This window comes from Arthrobacter nitrophenolicus, from assembly GCF_045833485.1.
In the GTDB taxonomy this organism is placed as follows: Bacteria; Actinomycetota; Actinomycetes; order Actinomycetales; family Micrococcaceae; genus Arthrobacter; species Arthrobacter nitrophenolicus.
Window position 1 is genome coordinate 981,046 of the sequence record NZ_CP174504.1, and the last position, 24,707, is coordinate 1,005,752.

At 68.2% G+C, this 24,707-nt stretch carries 20 protein-coding genes; 7 read left to right on the forward strand and 13 right to left on the reverse strand.

Features of this window, described 5'->3' with window-relative positions:
* Positions 1 to 62: 62 nt before the first annotated feature.
* On the reverse strand, positions 63 to 305 hold the full coding sequence (locus ACJJV6_RS04605; protein WP_009359201.1) for a hypothetical protein: 243 nt from the start codon (positions 303 to 305) through the stop codon (positions 63 to 65).
* Between the two features lie 130 nt (positions 306 to 435).
* On the opposite strand from ACJJV6_RS04605, the gene ACJJV6_RS04610 reads away from it, so the two are divergent.
* Positions 436 to 1,713, forward strand: a complete 1,278-nt coding sequence (locus ACJJV6_RS04610) for a helix-turn-helix transcriptional regulator (protein WP_133348811.1) — start codon at positions 436 to 438, stop codon at positions 1,711 to 1,713.
* A gap of 32 nt (positions 1,714 to 1,745) precedes the next feature.
* On the opposite strand, the gene ACJJV6_RS04615 is transcribed toward ACJJV6_RS04610, so the two are convergent.
* Both ACJJV6_RS04615 and purD read right to left on the reverse strand, forming a co-directional pair.
* Positions 1,746 to 2,684, reverse strand: a complete 939-nt coding sequence (locus ACJJV6_RS04615; protein WP_009359202.1) for a phosphoribosylaminoimidazolesuccinocarboxamide synthase — start codon at positions 2,682 to 2,684, stop codon at positions 1,746 to 1,748.
* A 1-nt stretch (position 2,685) separates the two neighbouring features.
* Positions 2,686 to 4,002, reverse strand: a complete 1,317-nt coding sequence (gene purD / locus ACJJV6_RS04620) for a phosphoribosylamine--glycine ligase (protein ID WP_133349260.1) — start codon at positions 4,000 to 4,002, stop codon at positions 2,686 to 2,688.
* Positions 4,003 to 4,102: 100 nt separating this feature from the next.
* Here purD and ACJJV6_RS04625 point away from each other — a divergent pair, with 100 nt between their 5' ends.
* From ACJJV6_RS04625 to ACJJV6_RS04635, 3 genes are read left to right on the forward strand one after another with little or no spacing between them, the layout of a single operon-like run.
* A complete protein-coding gene (locus tag ACJJV6_RS04625) occupies positions 4,103 to 5,671 on the forward strand; it encodes a molybdopterin-dependent oxidoreductase (protein ID WP_009359205.1) in 1,569 nt (522 codons plus the stop codon).
* Positions 5,672 to 5,714: 43 nt separating this feature from the next.
* Positions 5,715 to 6,731 carry an asparaginase gene (locus ACJJV6_RS04630; protein ID WP_009359206.1) on the forward strand — a complete coding sequence of 339 codons (1,017 nt, stop codon included), beginning with the start codon at positions 5,715 to 5,717 and terminating at the stop codon, positions 6,729 to 6,731.
* A gap of 29 nt (positions 6,732 to 6,760) precedes the next feature.
* A complete protein-coding gene (locus ACJJV6_RS04635) occupies positions 6,761 to 7,138 on the forward strand; it encodes a sterol carrier family protein (protein WP_407710048.1) in 378 nt (125 codons plus the stop codon).
* Between the two features lie 9 nt (positions 7,139 to 7,147).
* Here the strand turns inward: ACJJV6_RS04635 and ACJJV6_RS04640 are convergent, their stop codons facing one another.
* Genes ACJJV6_RS04640 through ACJJV6_RS04650 form a run of 3 tightly spaced genes read right to left on the reverse strand, consistent with a single transcriptional unit; the run spans position 7,148 to position 10,250 of the window.
* The gene (locus ACJJV6_RS04640) at positions 7,148 to 7,909 is read right to left on the reverse strand and encodes an SDR family oxidoreductase (protein ID WP_407710049.1); all 762 of its coding nucleotides are present in this window, start codon (positions 7,907 to 7,909) and stop codon (positions 7,148 to 7,150) included.
* A 20-nt stretch (positions 7,910 to 7,929) separates the two neighbouring features.
* On the reverse strand, positions 7,930 to 8,673 hold the full coding sequence (locus tag ACJJV6_RS04645) for an aspartate/glutamate racemase family protein (RefSeq protein WP_407710050.1): 744 nt from the start codon (positions 8,671 to 8,673) through the stop codon (positions 7,930 to 7,932).
* Positions 8,674 to 8,681: 8 nt separating this feature from the next.
* Positions 8,682 to 10,250 (reverse strand): NCS1 family nucleobase:cation symporter-1, encoded by a 1,569-nt coding sequence (locus ACJJV6_RS04650; RefSeq protein WP_407710051.1) that lies wholly within the window; start codon positions 10,248 to 10,250, stop codon positions 8,682 to 8,684.
* 298 nt (positions 10,251 to 10,548) lie between these two features.
* Here ACJJV6_RS04650 and aceE point away from each other — a divergent pair, with 298 nt between their 5' ends.
* Together aceE and nboR are read left to right on the forward strand one after the other, a co-directional pair.
* Positions 10,549 to 13,290, forward strand: coding sequence for a pyruvate dehydrogenase (acetyl-transferring), homodimeric type (aceE, locus tag ACJJV6_RS04655; protein ID WP_407710052.1), 2,742 nt, complete (start codon positions 10,549 to 10,551; stop codon positions 13,288 to 13,290).
* Between the two features lie 77 nt (positions 13,291 to 13,367).
* Complete coding sequence (gene nboR, locus ACJJV6_RS04660; protein WP_407710053.1) at positions 13,368 to 14,012, forward strand: nicotine blue oxidoreductase; 645 nt, start codon at positions 13,368 to 13,370, stop codon at positions 14,010 to 14,012.
* Here the strand turns inward: nboR and ACJJV6_RS04665 are convergent.
* The 7 genes from ACJJV6_RS04665 to ACJJV6_RS04695 form a co-directional block, all read right to left on the reverse strand.
* A complete protein-coding gene (locus tag ACJJV6_RS04665) occupies positions 14,001 to 14,642 on the reverse strand; it encodes a uracil-DNA glycosylase (protein WP_407710054.1) in 642 nt (213 codons plus the stop codon). The two genes, nboR and ACJJV6_RS04665, sit on opposite strands and share 12 nt — an antisense overlap.
* A 10-nt stretch (positions 14,643 to 14,652) precedes the next feature.
* A complete protein-coding gene (locus tag ACJJV6_RS04670) occupies positions 14,653 to 15,633 on the reverse strand; it encodes an aldo/keto reductase (protein ID WP_407710055.1) in 981 nt (326 codons plus the stop codon).
* A gap of 79 nt (positions 15,634 to 15,712) precedes the next feature.
* Entirely contained in the window at positions 15,713 to 18,535 is a 2,823-nt protein-coding gene (locus ACJJV6_RS04675) for a molybdopterin-dependent oxidoreductase (protein ID WP_407710056.1), read from the reverse strand.
* Between the two features lie 2 nt (positions 18,536 to 18,537).
* Positions 18,538 to 19,470 carry an FAD binding domain-containing protein gene (locus ACJJV6_RS04680; protein ID WP_407710057.1) on the reverse strand — a complete coding sequence of 311 codons (933 nt, stop codon included), beginning with the start codon at positions 19,468 to 19,470 and terminating at the stop codon, positions 18,538 to 18,540.
* Positions 19,461 to 20,669: an XdhC family protein gene (locus ACJJV6_RS04685; RefSeq protein ID WP_407710058.1), complete on the reverse strand. Its 1,209-nt coding sequence runs from the start codon at positions 20,667 to 20,669 to the stop codon at positions 19,461 to 19,463. The genes ACJJV6_RS04680 and ACJJV6_RS04685 overlap by 10 nt, the downstream gene beginning before the upstream one ends.
* A 149-nt stretch (positions 20,670 to 20,818) precedes the next feature.
* Positions 20,819 to 22,339, reverse strand: coding sequence for an NCS2 family permease (locus tag ACJJV6_RS04690; protein WP_407710059.1), 1,521 nt, complete (start codon positions 22,337 to 22,339; stop codon positions 20,819 to 20,821).
* Positions 22,340 to 22,354: 15 nt separating this feature from the next.
* Positions 22,355 to 22,849 (reverse strand): nucleoside deaminase, encoded by a 495-nt coding sequence (locus tag ACJJV6_RS04695; RefSeq protein ID WP_009358494.1) that lies wholly within the window; start codon positions 22,847 to 22,849, stop codon positions 22,355 to 22,357.
* Between the two features lie 412 nt (positions 22,850 to 23,261).
* Here ACJJV6_RS04695 and ACJJV6_RS04700 point away from each other — a divergent pair, with 412 nt between their 5' ends.
* Positions 23,262 to 24,629: an 8-oxoguanine deaminase gene (locus ACJJV6_RS04700; protein ID WP_407710060.1), complete on the forward strand. Its 1,368-nt coding sequence runs from the start codon at positions 23,262 to 23,264 to the stop codon at positions 24,627 to 24,629.
* Positions 24,630 to 24,707: the final 78 nt, after the last annotated feature.

The window sequence follows — 24,707 nt, forward strand, 5'->3', positions numbered from 1 at the left end:
AAAGGTAAAGCCCCGGAGCCTGGGCTCCGGGGCTTTACCTCGCCTCCTTGGGAAGGAGGTTCCTACATGGGGTTGGGCCAGTTTCCGGTGTACGTGGTGTACGAGGTGTCGCTGGTATCAGTGCTGGTGTCAGTGCTCTTGTCGCCCTTCTTGTCCTTGGTGGACATGGGATTGGGCCAGTTGCCGGTGGCAACAGCAGTACCGGAATTATCCGCCAGAGAACCCGCAGACAGTACGGCCGGAGCCGCGGCAGAAAATGCGAGGGCGCCCGCCAGAAGGGCGGCCGTGACCAATTTCTTGAACATGTTGGTTCCTCAATACGAGTCGGATTCGTTACAAAGTCAGCACTGCCCTTGTTGACATACATTGTAAAATGTTTTCCACAGGCGCTGTCAAGCGCTATTTGTGAGCTGTCCGGAACAAGGAGGAAGTCCCGTGGGCAACGGATTCGGGGAGAAGCTCCGGGCGGAACGCTTGGAGCGTGGCCTCACGCAAGCCGAGCTGGGTAAGGACCTCTACTCCCCCAGCTACATTTCACTGCTCGAAACCGGCCGGCGGGAGCCCACGGCCGAGGTCATCGAGGAGCTTGCCCGCCGGCTGGAGCTGGCCCCCAAGGCGCTGGAGGCCTGGAGCCAGCCGATCTCCGCCAGCGACGCCGAATACGTCCTGGCGGGCTTGTACGCCAGGCAGGCGTGGGACCTCCGGGACTATCCGCTGGCGGCCAGTCACGCGGCCACCGCCGCGCAGCTCGCGCTCGAAGGACGGAACACGAGCGCCTGGTGGAACATGACGTACATGCAGGCCGAGTGCCTGATGAGGCATGACGACCTCGCCGAGTGCCAGCGGATCGTGGAAAGGCTCATCGAGCACCCCATGGCACGGGAATCGGTGGGCCTGGGCGTCCGCGCCCACCAGATGCTCGCGGCAGTCCTGCAGCGGCGCGGGCAGTTGCCGGCCGCCGTCGAGGAAGCAATGGAGGCGGTCAAGCTGTCCGAGCAGCTGCCGAAGAACTCCACCATTATCACCGGCGCCCTCCGGGTCCTGATCGGGGCGCTGGCGGAAAGCGGCAGGCTTGAAGAGGCATGGAAGTACTGCCAGAAGCTTCACGAGCAGGTGGATGAAGAGGCCATGACGCAGCTTGCCGGCGAAGTGGCGTGGGTCATCGGCAACGTGGCCTTCATGCGCCACGACTATGTGGAAGGCGTCCGGCACCATGAGCGGGCGGCAAAACTGCTGTCCCCCGCCAACGACATCGAGATGTGGGCCCGCTTCAACAAGGCATCCGCCGCCGTCAGGCTGCAGGCCGGCATCGTCGAGCCGGAGACGCTGTCTTCCATCGAACGCGCGGAACTCGCCTTCTCGATCGTCAGCGGGACCAAGAGCGATGCACTGGAGGTCGCCTTCATCCGTGCCCGGTGGCTGTACCTTACCGGGGACATCGTTGCCGCCGTCGAAAAACTCCGCGAGATCCATGCCGAACGCGCTGCCCTGGCCAAGCACACCGCCGGCGAGGTGTCGCTTCTGCTCGGCAAGTCCCTCAAGGCTGCCGGCGAGCCCGACGAAGCCCTGGTGCACCTCGAAGAGGCGCAAAAGGCCTTCAGTGCCGCGGGCGCCGGGGACCGCGTCCAGCAGGCGCTGGACGCGATCCTGGAAATCCGGCTGGCCCAAAAGCGCGCCGGGTCAACCCCCAAACCTGCAAAGCAGGCCGGTTAGCCGCGTAGTCTGCCGGAGCAGCAGGGGCTGCGTCAGGCGAAGGTCTTGCCGGTGATCTTCTCGTACGCCTCAACGTAGCGGCTGCGGGTGCGTTCAACCACCTCAGCGGGAAGCGCCGGCGGAGGGGTGTCGGAGGACTTGTCCCATCCGGATTCGGCAGAGGTCAGCCAGTCCCGGACGTACTGCTTGTCGTAGGACGGCTGCGCCTGTCCGGGCTTGTAGGTGGCGGCATCCCAGAACCGTGAGGAATCCGGCGTCAGCACCTCGTCGCCCAACGTGATTGAACCCGAGACGGCGTCGTACCCGAACTCCACCTTGGTATCGGCGAGGATGATGCCCCGTTCGCGGGCGATCCGTTCCGCCGTCGTGTAGATCTTCAGGGTCAGCTCGCTGAGCCTGCCCGCGATGTCGTCACCCACCAGGGCCACCACCTCGTCATAGGTGATGTTCTCGTCATGCTCGCCGACTTCAGCCTTGGCCGAGGGTGTGAAGATGGCATGCTTCAGCCTGGACCCGTCCACCAGCCCCTCGGGCAGCGGAATGCCGCAGACAGTGCCGGCGGCCCGGTATTCCTGCAGCCCGGACCCGGTGAGGTAGCCGCGCGCGATGCATTCCACCGGGAACATGTCCAGCTTCTTGCAGATCATGGCGCGGCCCTCGACCTCCGCCGGCACGCCGCCCTCAACGGTCGAGGCCAGCACGTGGTGCTCCACGCCCAGCTGGTCGAACCACCACAGGCTCAGCTGGGTGAGGATGCGGCCCTTGTCCGGAATCTCGCTGGACAGCACATGGTCGTAGGCGCTGATGCGGTCGCTGGCAACCACCAGCACGCACTCCTGGCCCACCTGCTGGATGATGGATTCGTCAGCGGGCTCGTAGAGGTCCCTGACCTTGCCGGAGTAGACGTGTTTCCAGCCCGGCAGGTCCAGGGTGCCGGCGTTGAAGCCGCGGGGTGCGGGGGTGTCCGTCATGTCAGGCCTTCGCTTTCGTCACGGGCAGGGAACCGGTGGCGCCGTAGGGGACGGTAATATCCCCGCGGGCTGCTTTCCCTGCAATGTCAGTGCGGTACTGCGAGCCTTCAAGCTGCACCAGCTCCACGCCGTCGTACGCCCGTTCGCGGGCCTCCACCAGGTCGCTGCCCAGTGCGACGACGGCGAGTACCCGGCCGCCGGCAGAGATGACCTTGCCCTGGTCGTCAAGCGCGGTTCCGGCGTGGATGACGTGCACGCCCTCCAGCTCCTCCGCCTTCTTGAGCCCGCGGATGCGGTCGCCGGTGCGCGGCGTGTCCGGGTAGTTTTCCGAGGCCACGACGACGGCGACGGCGGTTTCCTTCGCCCAGCGCAGCTCCTCCGCCTTGTCCAGTTCGCCCTTGGCGGCTGCCAGGAGCAGGGAACCGAGCGGCGTCTTCAGGCGGGCTAGGACGGCCTGGGTTTCCGGATCGCCGAACCGGACGTTGAACTCGATGACGCGGGTGCCGCGTGACGTCAGGGCGAGTCCCACGAACAGGACGCCGACGAAGGGGGTGCCGCGGCGGGCCATCTCGTTGACCGTGGGCTGGGCAACCCGCTCGAGGACTTCCTCGACCAGGCCTTCGGGGGCCCATTCCAAGGGGGTGTAGGCTCCCATGCCGCCGGTGTTGGGGCCTTCGTCGTTGTCGAAAATCCGCTTGAAGTCCTGGGCCGGGGACAGCGCCACGGTGTTGTGGCCGTCGCAGAGCACGAAAAGGGAGACTTCGGGCCCGTCAAGGAACTCCTCGATAACCACCGACCCGCCGGCGTCGAAGCAGGACTGCGCGTGGGCGAGGGCCTCGTCGCGGTTCCTGGTGACCACCACGCCCTTGCCGGCCGCAAGCCCGTCGTCCTTGACCACGTACGGGGCCCCGAACGTATCGAGCGCCGAGGCCGCTTCCTCAGCGTTGGAGGCCACCATGGCCATGGCTGTTGGAACGCCGGCTTCGGCCATGACCTCTTTGGCGAATGCCTTCGAGGCCTCCAGCTGCGCGGCTGCCTTGCTGGGCCCGAACACGGGGATCCCGGCGTCGCGCACGGCATCCGAGACGCCCGCGGCGAGCGGGGCTTCGGGGCCAACCACCACCAGGTCAACGGCGAGCTTTGTTGCGAGCGCGGCCACGGCGTCGGGATCGTTGCCGTTTATGTTGTACGTGGGGACCAGCTTGCTGATGCCTGCGTTGCCGGGGGCTGCGTGGACCTCGGACACGTTGGGGTCTGCGAGCAGGGAGCGGACAATGGCGTGTTCGCGGCCTCCGGGGCCGATGACGAGTACCTTCACAGTCACCAAGGGTACTTTGTGGACCCTGCCCGCTCCTAAGCTGTGACCGGTTCCGGACGCCGCGACAAGTCCGCCGCCTGCGCCGCTCCGAACAACTGCCATGACGAAGCTTCGGAACTGGCTCAAAGGCCCACCCGCACTGTCCGCGCTGGCAGGGGTGGTGGCGGCCGCCGTCGTCCTTGCCGTGGCGGAGCTGGTCGGGGCATTCTTCACCGCCCGGGCAGCACCGCTGCTCGCCCTGGGCTCAACATTCATCGACTTCACGCCGCCCTGGCTCAAGGATTTCGCCATTGCCACGTTCGGCACCAACGACAAGGCCGCCCTGTTCGTGGGCATGGGGCTGACCATCGCTTTGCTCGCCTGCGTCCTGGGCGTGGTGGCCTACCGGCGGTGGGCCCTGGGCGTCCTGGGCGTCCTGTTCATGGGCGCGGTGATCGTGGCAAGCGTGGTGACCCGCGCCGGCGTCGAACCAATCGATGCGGTGCCCAGCGTGCTCGGAACGCTCGCTGGCCTGGTGGTGCTGCGGCGGCTGCTGGCCCCGCTGCACGGCATGAAACAGTGGCCGGAGGCACCGGCCGATGCTGCCCCAGGCAACCCGGCAACCAGCCGCCGCCGGTTCTTCGCGGCGGCGGGCATCACCGCCGCGGCCGCCGGCATCGCCGCAACGGGAGGGCGCCTTCTCGGTGCCGCCCGCAGCAACATCGCCAAGGCCCGGGAAGCCCTTCAGCTGCCGGCCCCGGCCAAAGCCGCACCCGCCGTTCCCGCCGGCGTACAGTCAGCCGCGGCCGGCGTACCGCCCTGGATAACCCCCAACAACGAGTTCTACCGCATCGACACCGCCCTCAGCGTGCCGGAGATCAACGCCGAGGACTGGGAGCTCCGGGTCCACGGGCTGGTGGAGGAGGAAGTCCGCCTCACCTTCCAGGATCTGCTCGACGCCGACCTGATCGAGTCCCACGTGACCCTCACCTGCGTGTCCAATCCGGTGGGCGGCAACCTGGCGGGCAATGCGAAGTGGCTGGGCCTGCCCATCCGGGAGGTGCTGCGCCGGGCCCGGCCCAAGGACGGGGCCGACATGGTGCTTTCCACCTCCATCGACGGCTTCAGCGCCTCCACGCCGCTGGAGGTCCTGCAGGACGACCGTGACGCCATGCTGGCCATCGGAATGAACGGCGAGCCGCTGCCGCTGGAGCACGGCTATCCCGTGCGGATGGTGGTCCCGGGCCTGTACGGCTTCGTGTCCGCCACCAAATGGGTGGTTGACCTGGAAGTGACCCGCTTCGCTGACAGCAAGGCGTACTGGACCGAGCGCGGCTGGTCCGAGCGCGGCCCCATCAAGACAATGGCGCGGGTGGACGTGCCCAAGTCGTTCGCCAAGGTTCCGGCCGGAAAGGTCGCGGTGGGCGGCACGGCCTGGGCACAGACCCGGGGCATCACCAAGGTGGAGATCCAGATCGACAATGCGGACTGGGTGGAGGTGGAGCTGTCCACCGAGGCGTCACTGGTGACCTGGCGCCAGTGGTCCTACGAGTGGGATGCCGCGCCGGGCGCCCACTACATCAAGGTCCGGGCCACGGACGGCACCGGCGAGGTGCAGACGGACCAGCGGGCCGATCCCGTGCCCGACGGGGCATCCGGCTGGCAGTCAGTGATGGTCACGGTGGAGTAGCCCCTTCCGCCATATTCGTGCGGGCGGCCCCTAGACTGGCAGCATGCCGCACAATCCGCACGCCACCTTTACCGTGGACTCCGCCGTCGAACTGGCCGTGATCGAACGCAGCGGCTTCGTGGAGTCCCGGCACATCGGCTCAGCCGTCCTCCTGTCCGCCGACGGATCGGTGGTCACCGAGCTTGGCGACATCAACACGCCCATCTACGCCAGGTCCGCCCTGAAGCCGTTCCAGGCCCTGGCGGCCATGCAGTCCGGCGTCCCGCTGCGCGGAGCCCAGGTGGCGATCGCCTGCGGCAGCCACACCGGTTCGCTGGACCACATGGACGTGGTGGCCGGAATGCTGAAGGCGGCGGGTGTCCGCGAGGACCAGCTCCAGTGCCCGGAGGCGTGGCCGCAGGACGAGACCGCCCGGAACTGGCTGGTGCGCTCGGAAAAGGGCAAGTCGCGGCTGGCGTACAACTGTTCGGGCAAGCACGCCGCGTTCCTCTGGGCCTGCACGGAAAACGGCTGGGACACCCACAGCTACCTCGAGCCCAACCATCCGCTGCAGCAGCGGGTCCGCACTGTGATTGAGGAATACACAGGCGAGAAGATCGCCCACCTGGGCATCGACGGCTGCGGCGCCCCGGTGGCGGCGGTATCCCTGACGGGCGTGGCCCGGGGCTACTCGCAGCTGGCCAAGGCTCCCGGCGACCAGGGATACAGCGCCCGCGCCGCCACCATTGCAACCTCCATGCTGGATTACCCGTGGGCGGTCCAGGGCGTGGGCGAGGCCAACACGCTGGTGATGGACGAGCTGGGGATCATTGCCAAGATCGGGGCCGAAGGGGTCCTGGCCATGGCCACTGCGCAGGGCGTGTCCGTGGCGGTCAAGATCCTGGACGGAAACGTCAGGGCCACCTCGCTGGTGGCCCTGACGCTCCTTGCCGCGGCCGGTGCCGTCGATATCCCGGGCGTGGCCAGTGTCCTGGAGCGGGTGGTGGACCCGGTGCTCGGCGGCGGACGGCCGGTGGGCAAGATCCGGCTCGGACCCGCCGTATCAGCGCTGCTGGACTGACCCAACCCGCCGGAAGGAAGACCCGAAGCATGGCCGTGGCCCGTCGTCGTATTGATGCCCAGGAAGGCAAGGCAGCATTGAAGGCCTGGCTGGAAGCCGGCCAGGCGCCGTCGGGCACCGCCGTGCCGCGGTCCGTCCTCGCCACGGCAGTCAGGTACTCGTTGGAGGAGCTGACGGCGCGCGCCCCCGGGAACTCGGTGGAGGTCCGCGTGCCCCCGTTTGGTGTTACCCAGTGCGTGGAAGGGCCGCGGCACACGCGCGGCACCCCGCCCAACGTCATTGAGTGCGACGCCGCCACCTGGCTGGCGATGGCCACGGGACAGTTGGGCTGGGCGGAGGCCGTCGCTGCAGGCAAGGTGGCGGCATCCGGCCTTCGCGCGGACCTCTCGGCGCTGTTGCCGCTCTAGGAAGGTCGGTCAGCCGCGGCCGATGAAGGGCATGCCCGCGGCGGTGACCACCACTGAACCTACGCTGGCCGTCGGCGGCATGTTGGCCATCATCAGCACGGCCCGGGCCGCGTCCGCCACCGGAAACGTCGGTTCCACCCGGCGGCTGCCGTCCGCCTGGAGGGCCCCCGAACCGACACCGATGGTGTCCATGATCTCCGTGGTCGTGTTGCCGATGTCGATCTGGCCGCAGGTGATGCCGAAACCGCGCCCATCCAGTTCAATGCTCTTGGTCAGGCCCGTCATCGCATGCTTGGTAACGGTGTATGCCACGGTGCGGGGCCGGGGCGAATGGGCGGAGATGGAGCCGTTGTTGATGATCCGACCGCCCTGCGGCTCCTGGGCCTTCATGGTTCTGACGGCGGCAGCCGCGCACAACATGGACCCGGTGATGTTCACGGCCACCGTGGCGTTCCAGTCGTCCACGCTGATCTCATCCACGCTGGCCGCCGGACCGAACACCCCGGCGTTGTTGAACAGCACGTCCACCCGGCCCCATTGCTGCCGCGCGGCCTCGAAAAGGCGCTCGACGTCGTCGGGCCGGGTGACGTCGCACGGCACCACCAGCGCGTCCGGGCTGCCGTCCGCCGTTTCCTTCAGCTGCGCTTCCCGGCGCCCGGCGAGGGCCACCCGGTAGCCGTCCGCCAGCATCTGCCGGGCCACCTCACGGCCGATGCCGGATCCGGCACCCGTAACGACGGCGACGCGGCCGGCGGGACGTGCAGTGTTCACGCTGTTCTCCTGGGATGTTGCTAGAGGGACGCCGGGACGGCGCTGCTGTTCAGCGGCCAGCCTATGACGGTCTTGGGCCGCGGCGCAGCGTAGGTCCGGACTTTGGAGGTGGAAAGTCCCATCCGGACCAGGGATTCGGCGATGGTGACTGCGGAGGCAACACCGTCCACCACGGGCACGCCGGCGCGCTGCCGGATCTGCTCGTCCAGCCCGGCCATGCCGCCGCAGCCGAGCACGATCACCTCCGCCTTATCCTGCGTGACTGCCAGGAGTGCCTCGTTGATGATGGCTTCCACCGCCCGTTCCGGTTCCTCCTCGAGTTCCAGGACGGCCATGCCGCTGGCCCGCACTGACGCGCAGCGGGAGTCCAGGCCGGCGAGCTTGAGCCGGTCCTCGATCAGGGGAACGGTGCGGTCCAGCGTGGTGACCACGGAGTACTTGTGCCCTAGGAACATGGCGGTGCTGGCGGCGGCTTCGGTGATGTCCACCACCGGGACGTCCAGCAGTTCCTGCAGTCCTTCCCGCCCGTGCTCCCCGTAGCCTGCCTGGATGACGGCGTCGTACGGTTCCGGGTAGGAGGTGATGGCGTCCATGACGGCGATCGCTGCAAGGTAGCTTTCGAAGTTGCCTTCACAGGAATCGGCGCCGAACCGCGGAGTGATTCCCACGATCTCGGTGCCGGGGGCCGCAACGCTGCGGGCCGAAGCGGCGATGGACTCGGTCATCGAGGCGGTGGTGTTCACGTTGGCTACGAGGATGCGCATGGGATTCCTTAGTGGGTGCTGGCGACGGCGATGGCCTCGCCGTCGCGGTCTTCGAGCGGCTGGGAGCGGTCGGCGATGAAGAAGTACACCGCTGCCGCAATCCCTGCGGCGAAGAACCAGGCGAAGGGTGCAGCTGAGGCCAGCGCCGGCACGAAGGCGATGAGGAGGGCGACGGCGGCCGCGGGCACCATGGCGGTGATCGCGCGGGGGTTGACGCCGTTCCGGTAGAAGTAGGCCCCCTCCGGCGAGGCCGTGTACAGCTCGGGAACGTTGACTTTGCCGCGGCGGATCAGCCAGTAGTCCGCCATCACGACGCCGAACAGCGGGCCGAGCAGGGCGCCGAGGCCACCCAGGAAGTACACGATGACCAGCGGGTTGTTGTAGAGGTTCCACGGCAGGATGACCAGGCCGATCACGGCGCTGACGATAGCTGCTTTGCGGAAGTTCAGGTGCTTGGGAAACAGGTTGGTCAGGGCGTAGACGGGCGCCACGAAATTGGCCATCAGGTTCACCGCGATGGTGAGGATCAGCAGTGCCAGGCAGGCCAGCACCAGGAACAGGGTATTGGGGATGGTCTGGACAATGTCGGACGGGCTCTCGATGATGGTGCCGTTGATCTTGAACTGCCCGCCGGCCATGACGACGACGATGGCGCCGAACACCAGCATGTTGATGGGAATGCCCCAGAAGTTGCCCCGCACCACGGCCTTCTTGGAGACGGCCGAGCGGGTGAAGTCGCAGAAGTTCAGGACGAACGTGCCGTAGATGGATACCCAGAGCGAGCCGCCCGCGAAGATGGTGAGCCACATCTCGGGCCCCTCGAGGGCGTTGTTCGAGGACCAGGCGATGGCGCCGCCCGCCTCAACAAAGATCCAGACGGCGATGGCCGCCATGGTGGCCAGGATGACGGGACCGGCGAAGGCCTCGTACTTGCGGATCATCTCCATCCCGAAGCTGACGATCACCAGCTGGACCACCCACAGAACCAGGAACGCCATCCAGCCCAGCGTTGAAAGGCCCAGGACCGAATCCTTATCCAGTTCCGCCAGAGCGGGGAACATGGCCACGAGCATGACGCGGAAGACCACGGAGGCCAGGTAGGTCTGGATGCCGAACCAGGCCACGGCGACCGCGCCGCGCAGGAGGGCGGCGATCTGCGCGCCCCTGATCCCGAAGCTGATGCGGCTCATGACGGGGAACGGAACGCCTGTCTTGACCCCCATGAAGCCGGAGAGGTTAAGGAGGCCGAACAACAGGGCCGCCCCGATGCCCAGTGCCAGCAGGATCTGCCAGCCGCCGAGGCCCAGCGCGAACAGGCCAATGGCAAAGGCGTAGTTGCCGAGGCTGTGCACGTCGTTGGCCCAGAGCGTAAAGATGCTGTAGCCGGACCAGCTGCGGCCGGCGCGCTTGGTGGGGGCGAGATCGATGTTGTAGAGCGTTGGGCTGATGGCCTGCCCGGACGCTGCACTGGCCGATTCGCAGAGGGCTTCAACGCTGACGGAGGGGTGGGCGGAGGCAACTGACGGCGCTGTCAGGTCCGAAGCCGCGTCAACGCCCGCCGGTGGAGGGGTCTGCATAAGAATCTCAATTCTGGGAGGATCCGCGGTGGTGAGGCCGGCTTTGGAAGCCGTTTCTGTTATTCCACTCTGCGGAATCAAGATATTGAATGGTGAAATCAAGGGTATGACTTGGATCACCTTCGGTCAAGGTGTGCAGGCGGGGCCGCCAGTCACAATCGGTCCGCAGGGACCTTGTCCCCGCCCTGCGCACGGAGCGATGTTGATATCTCCTTCACCGCACCGCTAATCTCATACTGCAAGAATGTTTTCTCACAATACGAAAACATGAGCCATTCGACGATGAAATGAGGCTCCCGTGGCTGCAGGAGAAGATACCTCCCATATCCTCAGCGGGTTGACTAACCAGCTACCTGATCGTGATCCGGAAGAGACTGCCGAGTGGGTTGAGTCCCTGGACGCGCTGATCAGGGAACAGGGTACCGAGCGTGCCCAATACATCATGCGGAGCCTGCTGCAGCGCGCGGGCGCGCAGAGCGTCGGGGTGCCGATGGTGACCACCACCGATTACGTGAACACCATCCCGGTGGACCAGGAAGCACCGTTCCCGGGCAACGAGGAATACGAGCGCCGGTACCGGGCGTACATGCGCTGGAACGCAGCGGTCATGGTGCACCGGGCGCAGCGGCCGGACATCGCCGTGGGCGGGCACATTTCCACCTACGCCGGCGCGGCCACCCTGTACGAGGTCGGGTTCAACCACTTCTTCCGCGGCAAGGACCACCCCGGCGGCGGGGACCAGGTCTTCTTCCAGGGCCACGCGTCCCCGGGCATGTACGCCCGCGCGTTCATGGAAGGCCGGCTCTCCGAGGAGGACCTGGACGGGTTCCGGCAGGAAAAGTCCCGCGAGGGCCACGCCCTGTCCTCCTACCCGCACCCGCGGTTGATGCCCCAGTTCTGGGAATTCCCCACCGTGTCCATGGGCATCGGGCCGATGAACGCGATCTACCAGGCCCAGTCCAACCGGTACCTGCACAACCGGGGCCTGAAAGACACCTCCGACCAGCAGGTCTGGGCGTTCCTGGGCGACGGCGAAATGGACGAGCCCGAGTCCCGCGGCCTGCTCCAGCTCGCCGCGAACGAGAACCTGGACAACCTGAACTTCGTGATCAACTGCAACCTCCAGCGCCTGGACGGGCCGGTGCGCGGCAACGGCAAGATCATGCAGGAACTCGAAGCGTTCTTCCGCGGCGCGGGCTGGAACGTGATCAAGGTCGTCTGGGGCCGGGAATGGGACGACCTGCTCACCCGCGACACCGACGGGTCGCTCGTGAAGATCATGAACGAAACCCCCGACGGGGACTACCAGACCTACAAGGCCGAGTCCGGCGGGTTCGTCCGCGAACACTTCTTCGGCAAGGACCCCCGCACCAAGGACCTCGTCGCGGACCTCACCGACGACCAGATCTGGAACCTCAAACGCGGCGGCCACGACTACCGCAAGGTCTACGCCGCGTACAAGGCAGCCACCGATTTCAAGGGCAAACCCACCGTCATCCTCGCCAAAACCGTCAAGGGCTACGGACTCGGACCCCACTTCGAAGGCCGCAACGCCACCCACCAGATGAAAAAACTCACGCTCCAGGATTTGAAGGAATTCCGGGATTACCTGCGCATTCCCATCTCCGATGCCCGCCTCGAAGAAGACCCGTACCGGCCTCCCTACTTCCACCCAGGGGCGGACGCACCCGAGATCGCCTACCTGCTGGACCGCCGCCGGGAACTGGGCGGCTTCACTCCGGAACGGCGTTCGCACCACCAGGCTGTTGACCTGCCGGATCCCAAGTCCTATGAGGTGGCCAGGCGCGGCTCGGGCAAGCAGCAGGCAGCCACCACCATGGCGTTCGTCAGGCTCCTGAAGGACCTGCTCCGCGACAAGAAGTTCGGCCACCGGCTGGTGCCCATCGTTCCCGACGAATCCCGCACGTTCGGCATGGATGCCTTCTTCCCGACCGCGAAGATCTACAACCCGGGCGGCCAGAACTACCTGTCCGTGGACCGTGACCTGGTCCTGGCCTACAAGGAATCCCCCGCCGGCCAGCTGATCCACCCCGGCATCAACGAAGCCGGCGCCGTGGCAGCCTTCACTGCCGCCGGCACCGCCTACGCCACCCACGGCGTACCCCTGGTCCCGGTCTACGTGTTCTACTCCATGTTCGGCTTCCAGCGCACCGGCGACGCCTTCTGGGCAGCCGCGGACCAAATGACCCGCGGCTTCATCATCGGCGCCACCGCAGGCCGGACCACCCTCACCGGCGAAGGCCTCCAGCACGCCGACGGCCACTCCCCCCTGCTCGCCTCCACCAACCCGGCAGTGGTCACCTACGACCCCGCCTACGGCTACGAAATGGGCCACATCATCCGTGACGGCCTCGAGCGGATGTACGGCCCGGACAGCACGGACAAGAACCTCATGTACTACCTCACCGTGTACAACGAGCCCATCGTCCAGCCCGCCGAACCCGAGGAACTCGACGTCGAGGGCGTCATCAAGGGCATCTACCGCCTGTCCTCCTCCGACGTAAAGGGACCAAAAACCCAACTCCTGGCCTCCGGCGTCTCCGTCCCCTGGGCCCTCGAAGCCCAGCGGATCCTCGCCGAGGACTGGTCAGTCTCCGCCGACGTCTGGTCCGTCACCTCCTGGAACGAACTCCGCCGCGACGGCCTCGCCGCCGAAGAGGAAGCCTTCCTCAACCCGGGCGAACCGGCCAGGATCCCCTTTGTGGCGCAGCAACTGGCGGATGCACAGGGTCCGGTGGTCGCCGTCTCGGACTACATGAAAGCCGTGCCGGACCAGATCCGGCAGTTCATCCCGAATGAATACGCCACCCTCGGCGCCGACGGCTTCGGCTTCTCGGACACCCGCGCCGCAGCCCGCCGCTTCTTCAAGAACGACACCCACTCCATCGTGGTCAAAGCCCTGCAGATGCTGGCGGCAAGGGGCGAAGTGGAGGAGGCGGCGCCGTCGTACGCGATGGACCGCTACAAGCTGCTGGACGTGAACGCCGGAACCACCGGCGGGGCCGGCGGCGAGGCCTGATTTCCGCACAGACCGGCGGCCGGGTCAGTTTCCGGGGGGAGACTACCCGGCTGCCTTTGTTTGGTTAGGGTTCACCTATGGAGAATACGGGGGCAGACAGCGATCTGGAACGGCAGGCGACGGGCATCGTCCTGGCCGCCGGGGCGGGGACCCGGCTCGGCCTGGGCCCCAAGGCATTGCTCCCCTATCGCGGCCGGCCGCTGCTGGAGGCGATCGCCGGAAACCTCCTCGACGGCGGCTGCCGCGAGGTGGTGGTGGTCCTCGGAGCGGGCGCACCGGACGTCGCGGCCGCGGCCAAGCTGGACCGCTACCGGGTCATCGTCAACCAGGACTGGCGCACGGGCATGGGCAGCTCGTTCCTGCTCGGTGACATGGAAGCGGACCCCGGGGACCACCTGCTCATCGCCCTCGTGGACCAGCCCGGCCTGACCCCGGCAACGGTGGGCAGGCTTCTCGCCTCCCACCGGCCCGGCCGGATCACCGCGGCCGCCTACCGCCCCAGGCAGGCGCCCGACGCCGTCCTGCCGCCCGCGCTGCGCCGCGGCCATCCCCTGCTCATCGACGCCTCGCTGCGGAAGGCGGTCAGCGCCACGGTGACCGGCGACGCCGGTGCGCGCGCCTTCCTGGGGTCGCATCCTGAACTGGTGGACGAGGTGGACTGCAGCGACCAGTCCACCGGCGAGGACGTGGACACCCAGGACCAGCTGGGCCTACTTCGCTAGCAGTTCCTGCAGGCCCTGCCGGAAGCCGGTCCGGCCGCCGTGGGACGGATGCCGGACCTTGGGCACGTCAAGGCCGGCCTGCAGCAGGCTGCGGTGCGCCACATTGCCCACCGCCACGAGCCTGCGGATGGCGAACAGCTCAACCAGCGCCTGCCAGAACGTCGTCCCCAAGGCTGTTTCAGCCGGTCGTGGCGTCCGGTTGGTCCCAGGCTGCCCGGGCAGGTGCGGATGCCAGGGGAAGGCGCTCCACAGCAGGGGAAGGAACTCGAGTTCGGCCAGGACCTGCCACATCACGGTTGCCGTCGGCTCGGCCGGGACACCCGCGGCATCGGGCGGCAGGACGTATCCCCTGCCCGCGCCGAACAGGCCGAAGCTGTTGGGAGGCCCCTCAAACATGGTCCGGTTGGTGAACGGGACCCCGGTGATGCGCATGCCCCGGAAGCCGGGCGCCTCGCCTACCAGCAGCACCTCCGGCGACCGGTCAAGCATCTCCGAGAGGTACAGCCGCAGGTTCGCCCGGCGGACGGCGTTCTCCGGCATGGAGTGGTCGAAGAAGTTGGTGCAGGCGGGTCCGGGTTCCGCCGCAGCCAGCCGGCCGATGAAGGCGTCGAGGTCTGCAGCGGAACCCATCGGTGACCGGCTACCAGCGCGGGTGGATGGCCTCGCGGAAGTAGTGGTCGTAGATCCAGTGGACGCCGCCGTCGAACTCCTCACTGATGGCCACTGACGCGGCGGCGGCGTTCGCCGCCGCCTGCTCCACGTTCCGGGCACCGGGAATTACCGTGGTGACGCCGTCCTGCGCGGCGATCCAGGCGATCGCCGCCTGCGCGGTGGTGGCGCCCGCGGGGACCAGCTGCTCGAATTCCGCCACGGCCTTCAGCCCCAGCTCGTAGTCCACGCCGGAGAAGGTTTCCCCGACGTCGAAGGACTCGCCGTTGCGGTTGTAGTTCCGGTGGTCGTCCGCGGCGAACGAGGTTTCCTTGGAGTACTTGCCGGACAGCAGGCCGGAGGCCAGCGGCACCCGGGCGATGATGCCAACGTTCGCGGCCTTCGCGGCAGGAAGTACTTCGTCCAGCGGCTTGAGCCGGAAGGCGTTCAGGATGATCTGGACCGAGGCCGTGCCGTCGTGCCGGATCGCTTCGAGGGCTTCGTCCGTCCGTTCCACGCTGACGCCGTAGTCGCTGATGGCGCCCTCGGCCTTCAGGGTGTCCAGTGCGTCGTAGACTTCGGCGTTGCTGTAGACGGGAGTAGGCGGGCAGTGCAGCTGGACCAGGTCCAGGGTGTCGGTGACGAGGTTGGTCCGGGAGCGGTCCACCCACTGGCGGAAGTTGGCGAGGGTATAGTTTTCCGGCCGCTGGTCCACCCGGCGGCCCATCTTGGTGGCCACGGTGATGTCCAGCCCGGGGTTGTCCGCCAGGAACTTGCCGATGGCCTGCTCGCTGCGCCCGTCCCCGTAGACGTCCGCGGTGTCGAAGATGGTGACGCCCGCCTCCACGGAAGCCGCCAGGATGGCCTGCGCCTGGGCCGGGTCCACGTTGCCCCAGTCAGCCCCAAGCTGCCACGTGCCCAGCCCCACGACGGACACATTCCGCCCGGTCTTGCCTAAAATCCGCTGTTCCATCCCTCGACTATATGCAACGCGGGGCCACATCCGGCCCAAAGACGTCGCCCGGGCAGGCATTTTGTGACCCCGCGACGCCTCAGGACAGCACCCGCTCCGCGGGGACCAGCCCCGCCTCCTTCAGCCCCAGGTAGATCCGGTCCCGGGCGATGGGCAGGGACGCGAACCGCACGCCGGTGGCGTTGCGGATGGCGTTGGCCAGGGCGGGTGCCACCGGGTTGAAGGGGCTTTCGCTCATGGATTTCGCGCCGAGCGGGCCCAGGGAATCGTTGGTTTCGGCGAAGTACACCTCGCTGCGCGGCACGTCCGCGAAGGTGGGGATATGGTACTGCCGCAGGATGTCCGTGGTGACCTTGCCGGCGTCGTCCACCACCACTTCCTCGTACAGCGCGGCACCGATGGCCTGGGCAACACCGCCCTCGATCTGGCCCCGGCACTGGCGCGGGTTGACCACCACGCCGGCGTCAGCAGCCTGCACGCTCTGCAGGATCTTCAGCTCGCCGGTCCCGCGGTTCACGGCCACCCGGAAGCCGTGGACGTTGAAGGCCACGGAACGCGGGGTCCCGCCCCAGCGGCCCTCGGCGGCAAGTTCGACGCCGGCTTCCGCGGCCGCCTGCGCCAGTTCCGCCAGCGCCAGGGGCGTCCCGTCGATCACCACCGCGTCCCCGTCCAGGACGCACGCGGCGGCCTGGGTCTGCCGGATGCCGGCTGCGAAGGCCCGGATGCGGACGGCCAGTTCCTCGGCCGCTGCAAGAGTGGCTTTCCCTGCCACCACGGTGCCGGCCGAACCGAACGCGCCGGTATCGTGCTCGATCAGGTCCGTGTCCGACTGCCGTACCGCCACCCTGGAGGCGACGGTGGACAGCGCGGTGGCGGCGAGCTGGGCGTGGACGGTGGTGGTGCCGTTGCCGAATTCGGCGGTCCCGACGTCGGCCTGGTACGTTCCGTCCGGCAGGAGCCGCAGCTTGGAGTGGGCAAAGTGGCCGCGCGGCGGGACGGTGTCGATCATGGACAGCGCCGCACCTTCCCCGGTCAGCCAATCCGGGCCCAGCTCGTCCAGGCCGGCGGCCCGGTAGCGTTCCCGGCCGCGTTCCAGGGCGTCGCGGACCAGGTCGAGGCACTGGTCCAGGCCGTAGCTGCCGTAGTGGACGTCCTCCTCCGGTTCCGGCTGGGTGGACAGCATGTGGTCGCCCTCGCGGACCATGTTCCGGCGGCGGAACTCCAGCGGGTCCATCCCGATGCCCGCAGCCAGCTCATCCATGGCGGATTCGATGGCGAAGATCATCTGGCTCAGCCCATATCCGCGGAACGCGCCGGCCGGCACGGTGTTGGTGTACATGGCGTGCGCGTCCACTTTTTTGTTGGCGCACTTATACACGGCCAGGGACTCGCCGCACCCGTGGAACATGACACCGGGGCCGTGGTTGCCGTAGGCGCCGGTGTTGGTGAGGACGTCCAGTTCCAGGGCGGTCAGGTCGCCCGCCGAGGTGGCGCCGGCCTTGAGCTTGATGGTGAAGGGGTGGCGGGTGGTGGTGGCGGTGAACTGCTCGGTGCGGGTCAGTTCCAGCTGGACCGGCCGCTGCAGCTTCAGGGCTGCCAGCGCCACGAGGTCTTCCACCAGCACCTCCTGCTTGCCGCCGAACCCGCCGCCAACGCGGCCGGCCACCACGTGGACCTTGTCCTCCTCCAGCCCGAACACCCGGCACAGCGTGCGGCGGACCAGGAAGGGGACCTGGCTGGACGTGCGCACCTGGAGCCGGCCGTCTTCGTCCACCGAGGCGATGGCGGCATGCGTTTCCAGTGCGACGTGCTGGACGCGCTGGGTGCGGTAGGTCTGCTCGTGGACGAAGTCGGCGGCAGCGAAACCATCGGCCACGCTGCCCAGTTCGGAGTGGAGTTCAGCCACCACGTTGCGGTCCGGCCGGGAGATCCGGGCAGCGGTGCCGTCCTTGTCGCCGTGCACCAGCGGCGCGCCGGGTTCCAGGGCGTCCTGCGGCGAAAAGACCGCCGGCAGTTCCCGGTATTCCACCCGCAGGGCGCGGACGCCCGCTTCGGCGGCGGCAACGGATTCGGCGACGACGGCGGCCACCCGCTGCCCGATGAACCGCACCACATCATCCAGCACGCGGGTATCCTCCGGGTCGTCGGTGAACAGCTCGTGCTGCGCGGTGGAGAACGCCTGGGCCGGGGCATCCTCGGAGGTTAAGACTGCCACGACACCCGGTAGCTGCAGGGCCGCGTCCTTCTTGATGGAGATGACCCGCGCATGCGCGTGCGGCGAGCGGACGATCTTCATGTGCAGCAGGGCCCGCTGCTGGTCCGCCGGGATGTCCAGGGTGTAGCGGGCGGCGCCGGTGACTACGGCCCGGCTGGCGGGGGCCGGGACGTCGTCGCCCAGCCGTCCGGGTTCGGGATCGGGCTGGCCTTCCCCGGCGATGCCGGAGCCCGGTCCGTGCGGATCGGGGTGGCCGGCGTGGCCGCAGACTGCATCTCCAATGGCCCGGTATCCGGTGCACCGGCAGAGGTTGCCCTTGAGGTTCCGGGGCAGGTTGTCCCGTTGTTCGTCGTCGAACGTGGCGGCGGTCATCACCATGCCGGCGGTGCAGAAGCCGCACTGGAAGCCCTGCCGTTCAAGGAATTGCTGCTGGACGGGGTGGAGTTCGCCGCCGGACGTGGCGGCCAGGCCCTCGATGGTGGTGACGGCGTGTCCTTCTGCCCGCACGGCGGGATAGATGCAGCTGTGCACCGGGGTGCCGTCCACGTGGACGGTGCATGCACCGCAGTCGCCGCCGTCGCAGCCCTTCTTCACGCCGAGGGCGCCCTGCTCGCGCAGGAAGGTCCGGAGGCACTGCCCCGGGCGGGGTGCGGCGTCCGCCGATGTTCCGTTGATCTCGATGGCCATGTTCAGGCCCCTTTCGAAAGTGCGTCGCGGCCGGCCAGCGGTGGAAGTGCCCGGGGCGGCCAGAAGTCTCCGGAGGCCTGCAGCCCGGCTGCCCCTTCCGGGGCGGCGAGTTCGGCACGGATTTCCTCGGCGAGCCGGTAGGTCATGTCCCGGCGCCAGGCCGGCAATCCGTGGATGTCGTCGTGGTAGAGCTCCTGCGGTATCCCGTCATCGAGTGCCGCGGCCAGCTGGTCCTGTTCCGGGAGCCCGTCGAAGCGCAGCTGCACGGGCCGCTTGGTGGCGGCCGTGACGGTGAGGACCAGCGAGGTCCCGCCGTCGAGCCGGCCAATGAGGAGCACCCCGGACCTGCCGAGGTTGCTCAGCGAGAGGCGGCGGAACGCCACCCGGGACGCAAGGGCCGACGCCGGGAGGTGGATGCTGCGCAGCAGTTCGCCGGGTGCCAGGCAGTTCTTCATGTCGCCGGTGACGAAGTCCGCCACGGGAACGGTGCGGCTGGCGCCGCCGGGTCCCAGGATGGTGGCCACCCCGTCCAGTCCTGCGCAGAGCGAGATCATGGGCCCGGCCGGCAACGAGGTGCAGAGGTTGCCGCCCACCGTGGACGTGTTCCAGACCTTGAAGGAGGCCACGAACGAATCGCAGCACGGCCGGACCAGGTCCAGCCCGGGCCAGGGGCGGCCCGCGGCTTCTGTTGACTCCGGAAGCCGGTACAGCTCGGCAACGGTGCATGTCGCGGCGAGGTCGATGCCGTCACCGGACACAGTGACGGGCGTCCAGCCGGCGGTGCCGAGGTCGAGGAGGCGGCGCAGTGGCCGGGGGCCGAAGGCGAGGCTGCCGTAGGAGAACAGGACGGTTCCGCCGGCCAGCCAGGCGTCGCCGTCGCGCCATTCTGCGGGGTCGGTGGTGGGAACCACCGCCTCAATGGTGTTCATGTCCATGCGATCTCCTGTGGGGTGGCGGTGCGGGGCTGCCCGGGTGCGGGCAGCCGGTGGATGGGACCGGAGCTGTCCCGCAGCGGGATGCAGCGGGCGGCGCGGTTGCGGGATGCGAGAAGCTCGGCGGTGATGGACACCGCCACTTCCGCCGGGGTGACCGCGCCGAGGTCAAGCCCGATGGGCGAGTGAAGTTCGGCGATCCGTTCGGGCCGGACGCCGGCGGCAAGCAGGTGGTCCACCCGCTGCAGGTGGCTGCGGCGGGAACCCATCGCACCCACGTAGGCGAGGTCCAGGGCCAGCGCCGTTTCCAGCAGCGGAAGGTCGAATTTGGGGTCGTGGGAAAGCACGGCAACCACGGTGCGGTTGTCCAGCCGTCCGGCCGACGATTCCTCGGCCAGGTAGCGGTGCGGCCAGTCCGTCACCACTTCATCGGCCGCCGCGAACCGCGGCTGGGAGGTGAAGGCGGGGCGGGCATCCACGAGGGTCACGTGGTAGCCGAGAAGCCTGGCAGCCGGGACCAGGGCGGCGCCGAAGTCGTTGGCGCCGAACACCAGCATCCGCGGCGGGGCGAGGCGGGCTTCCACCAGGATGGCGGCTGCGTCGCCGTCCGGGGCGTGGTCCGGGTTCCAGTCCGGCGGGCAACCGCCGGGCGGGTCCACCGTGACGACGCCGGTCCCGCCGCTGCGGACGAGGGCCTCGACGCGGAGGCGGGACCCGCTGTCCACGCCCGCCGGATCCAGGGCGGAACCGTGAATCGCTGCCGGATCGGGCACCACGACGGCGGCGCCTCCCCGGCTGCCCAGCCGGCGCACCAGGGCCACGGGTTCGTCCGCGCCGAAACCTGCGAGCAGGTGCAGGGCGGTCCGCAGCGGCGCGTCGTCGTCCGCGGGCACCGGTTCGACGTGGATGTCCAGCCGCCCGCCGCAGGTGAGTCCGGCGGCGAAGGCGTCGGCGGCACTGAAGCCGAACGCCTGGCGGCGGGTCCCGCCGTCGTCCATTGCGTCCTGGGCGAGCGCCACCACGGCGCCCTCCACGCAGCCGCCGGACAGGCTGCCCAGCACGCTCCCGGACTCCGTGACGATCATGGAGGTGCCCACGGGCCGCGGAACCGACCCGGTGGCGGAGACGATGGTTGCCACTGCGAACGGCTGGTGCGCGAGCCTGGGCAGCCAAGCGCTTAGGGAAGGGATCAGGTCAAGCATGGCGGCACTCCTTCTTCCGCGCGGCGGTGGTGTCCATTGTCGTTCCTGTCAGGTGGTTCTGAAAGCAGTGGTTCGGAAAAGCTGAGGACCGGGACATCCGCACCCGGGTAGCGGGTGCGGATGTCCCGAACGGCCGGGAAAGCGGCAGGTCAGCCGCCGAGCAGGACGTTGATGGGTCCGCGGGCGAAGTACACCAGGAACCCGGCGCTGACCGCCCACATCAGCGGGTGGATCTTCTTGGCCTTGCCGGATGCCGCGCCGATGATGGCCCAGCTGACGAAGCCGACGCCGATGCCGTTGGCGATGGAGTAGCTCAGCGGCATGGTCACGATGGTGAGGAACGCCGGCAGCGCCACGCTGAACTTGCTGAACTTGATCTCGCGGATCTGGGCCATCATCATGGCGCCCACCACCACCAGGGCAGCGGCGGCCACCTCAAGCGGAACCACGCTGGTGAGCGGGGTGAGGAACATCGAGCCGAGGAACAGCACGCCCGTGACCACCGATGCCAGGCCGGTGCGGGCGCCTTCGCCGATGCCGGCCGCGGAGTCGATGTAGACGGTGTTGGACGAGCCGGAGGTTGCACCGCCGGCCACCGCGCCGAAGCCTTCGACGATGAAGGCCGACTTGAGCCGCGGGAACGTCCCGTCCTTGTGGGCCACCCCGGCGCTCTTGGCCAGGCCGGTCATGGTGCCCATGGCGTCGAAGAAGTTGGTGAAGACCAGGGTGAACACCAGCATGGTGGCCGCGAGTCCGCCGATCCGGGCGAACGAGCCGAAGAGGTCGAACTGGCCCACCAGGCCCAGGTCCGGGGCGGATACCAGCTGCCCGGAGAGGACCGGGGTGTTCAGGTGCCAGCCGCCGGGGTTGGTGGCGCTGGCCGGGCCGATCTTGAAGACGGCTTCGACGACGGCGGCGAGCACGGTGGTGCCCACGATGCCGATGAGGAGCCCGCCCTGGACCTTGCGCGCCACCAGGATGCCCATGCTGAGCAGGCCGACGACGAACACGAGCGTGGGCACGGAGGTGATGGAGCCGCCGTCGCCCAGCTGCACGGGCGGCCCGCCGGCGGTGGGCCGGACAAAGCCGGAGTCCACGAAGCCGATGAAGGCGATGAACAGGCCGATGCCCACGGTGATGGCGGCCTTCAGTTCCTTGGGGACGGCCCGGAAGATGGCGGTACGGGCGCCGGTGACGCCGAAGAGCACGATCAGGATGCCGTTGATCACGACCAGGCCCATTGCCTCGGCCCAGGTGACTTCCTGGATCACGGAGACGGCCAGGAACGAGTTGATGCCGAGTCCTGCGGCGAGGCCGAACGGAAGGTTCGCCACCAGGCCGAACAGGATGGTCATGACGCCGGCGGTGAGGCCGGTGACCGCCCCGACCTGCGCTGCGGAGAGCCAGCCCCCGGCCACGTCGGTTGGGGCGTTGTCCGCGCTGAAGCCGCCCAGGATGAGGGGGTTCAGGATGACGATGTACGCCATGGTGAAGAACGTGACCAGGCCGCCGCGGAATTCACGCGCCAGCGTTGAGCCGCGCTGCGTGATGTGGAAGAAGCGGTCAAGGAGGGAGGTGGAGGCCGGCGGCTTGGGGGAACGCGGTGCCGGCCGGGAGGTGTGGGGTGTTGGAGCCGAATGCTCCTCGTGGGAGGAATCCAGGATGGTCATGGTGAGCCGCCGGGCCTAGTAGTCGATCCTGGAGTCGAGCGTGTTCCAGGTATTGAACGGTTCCAGCGGGGCCGGTGCCTGGGGGTCGCCCAGTTCGAGCTTGGAAACCGGCATCAGGGAATCCCTGTCCTGGTTGTTGAAGTATTCGTAGAAGACGGCGTCGTCGAAGCCGACGGATGCGGCGTCGTGCCGGTCTGCGGCGTACACCACCCGCTCCACGCGGGCCCAGAGCGCCGATGCCAGGCACATGGGGCATGGCTCGCAGCTGGTGTAGAGGACGGCGCCGCTGAGGTCGAAGGTGCCGAGCTCGCGGCAGGCCGTGCGGATTGCGGTGACTTCGGCGTGGGCCGTGGGATCGTTGTCCGCGGTGACGCGGTTGACGCCGTCGAACGTTTTGCCGTCCGCGGTGACGATCATGGCGCCGAAGGGCCCGCCGCTGTTGAGGACGTTGGCCGTTGCCAGCCGGATGGATCTGGCCAGGAACTGCTCGGCCGTGACGGTGGTACTCATGATGCGACTTCCTTTTGCCGGGAAGCCCGGTGCCGCTTGCAGTACCAGTAGAACCAGGTGCGACGGTTACCAGGCTTCAGCATGTGCTGTGAAGGTTAAGTTGCGCCTGGTAGATAGCTTCCCGGAGACCGGGTGCCCGCCTTTGGCAGAATCGAGATTAGCACCGGTTTGTGGTCCGCGCCATAGTTTTCTGAAAACTTTATTCCGCAATGTGAAATCTATGTTTCCTGCGGTTCACTGCGGCGGAACCTGGCGCAGTCACAATCCGGCGGCGTTGACGGGCTTCGGGCGGCACCCTACTCTGATCCCACCCGCACCGTCCGCCTCGAGCAGCCCGGCGCGGCCCCTGGATCAGCAGACAGGGCTTCACTGAGCTGGATTTACTGCAACTGCGCTCAGACAAGGACAGCCCATGAACCACCCCCCTGCCCACAGTTCCCGGCTCTGGATCCGGAATCCCCTGGCAGCCTTTACCGCGAACAGCCTCGACGCCTCGGGCGGACTGGTGGTCAGCGGCGGCGTGATCCAGGAAGTGCTGGCCGCGGGCCAGCAGCCGTGCGGGCCGGTCCAGGAGGTCTTCGACGCCGGCCGGCACGTCCTGCTGCCCGGCCTCATCAACACGCACCACCACTTCTACCAAACCCTCACGCGCGCCTGGGGCCCGGTGGCCAACGCCCCGCTCTTCCCCTGGCTGCAGAACCTGTACCCCGTCTGGGCACGGCTCACTCCCAGGGACCTTGAGCTCGCCGCCACGGTGGCCCTCGCGGAGCTGCTGCTCTCCGGCTGCACCACCGCCGCCGACCACCATTACCTCTTCCCTGCGGGGCTGGAGGATGCCATCGATATCGAGGTGGCGGCAGTCCGCCGGCTGGGGATGCGGGCAACGCTCACGCGCGGCTCCATGACCCTGGGGACGGACGACGGCGGCCTGCCGCCGCAGTCAACGGTGCAGGCCCCGGAGGTGGTGCTGGAGGACAGCGAGCGCCTGGTGGGCCGGTACCACGAGCGGGGGGAGGACGCGGTGATCCAGATCGGACTGGCCCCTTGCTCGCCCTTCTCGGTGACCAAGGAAATCATGGCCGAAAGTGCGGCGCTCGCGGAGCGCCTGGACGTCCGGCTGCACACCCACCTGGCCGAAACCCTCGACGAGGAGGACTTCTGCCGGGAGATGTTCGGGCTGCGGACCGTCGACTACCTGGACAGCGTCGGCTGGCTGACGGACCGCACCTGGCTGGGCCACGGCATCCACTTCAGCGACGCCGAGATCAGCAGGCTCGGGGCGGCCGGGACCGCCGTCGCGCACTGCCCCACCTCCAACATGCGCCTGGCCTCGGGCACGGCCCGCGTCCTGGAACTCGAGGACGCGGGTGTCCCGGTGGGGCTGGGTGTGGACGGCTCGGCGTCGAACGATGCCTCGAACATGATCCTGGAAGCCCGGCAGGCGCTGTACCTCCAGCGGCTCCTGTACGGCGCGGACGTCCCGGTGGAGCGGGCCCTAAGCTGGGCGACGCGCGGTTCAGCCGCAGTCCTGGGCCGGACGGGGCTGGGCCAGCTGGCTCCGGGGATGGAGGCGGACCTGGCCCTGTTCACCCTGGATGACCTGCGGTTCTCCGGCAGCCACGATCCCGTGGCCGCGCTGCTCCTGTGCGCCGCGGACCGGGCCGACCGCGTGATGGTGGGCGGGCAGTGGCGCGTGGTGGACGGGCAGATTCCGGGACTGGACATCGCCGGGCTCATCGCGGAGCACTCGGCTGCCGCCCGGCGCCTCGTCAACGGCTGACCCGACCAGCCGTTTCGACGGTTCCCTGCGCACACGATGATCGGCGACGTCGTCTCCGAAGGGAACCGTCGAAACGGG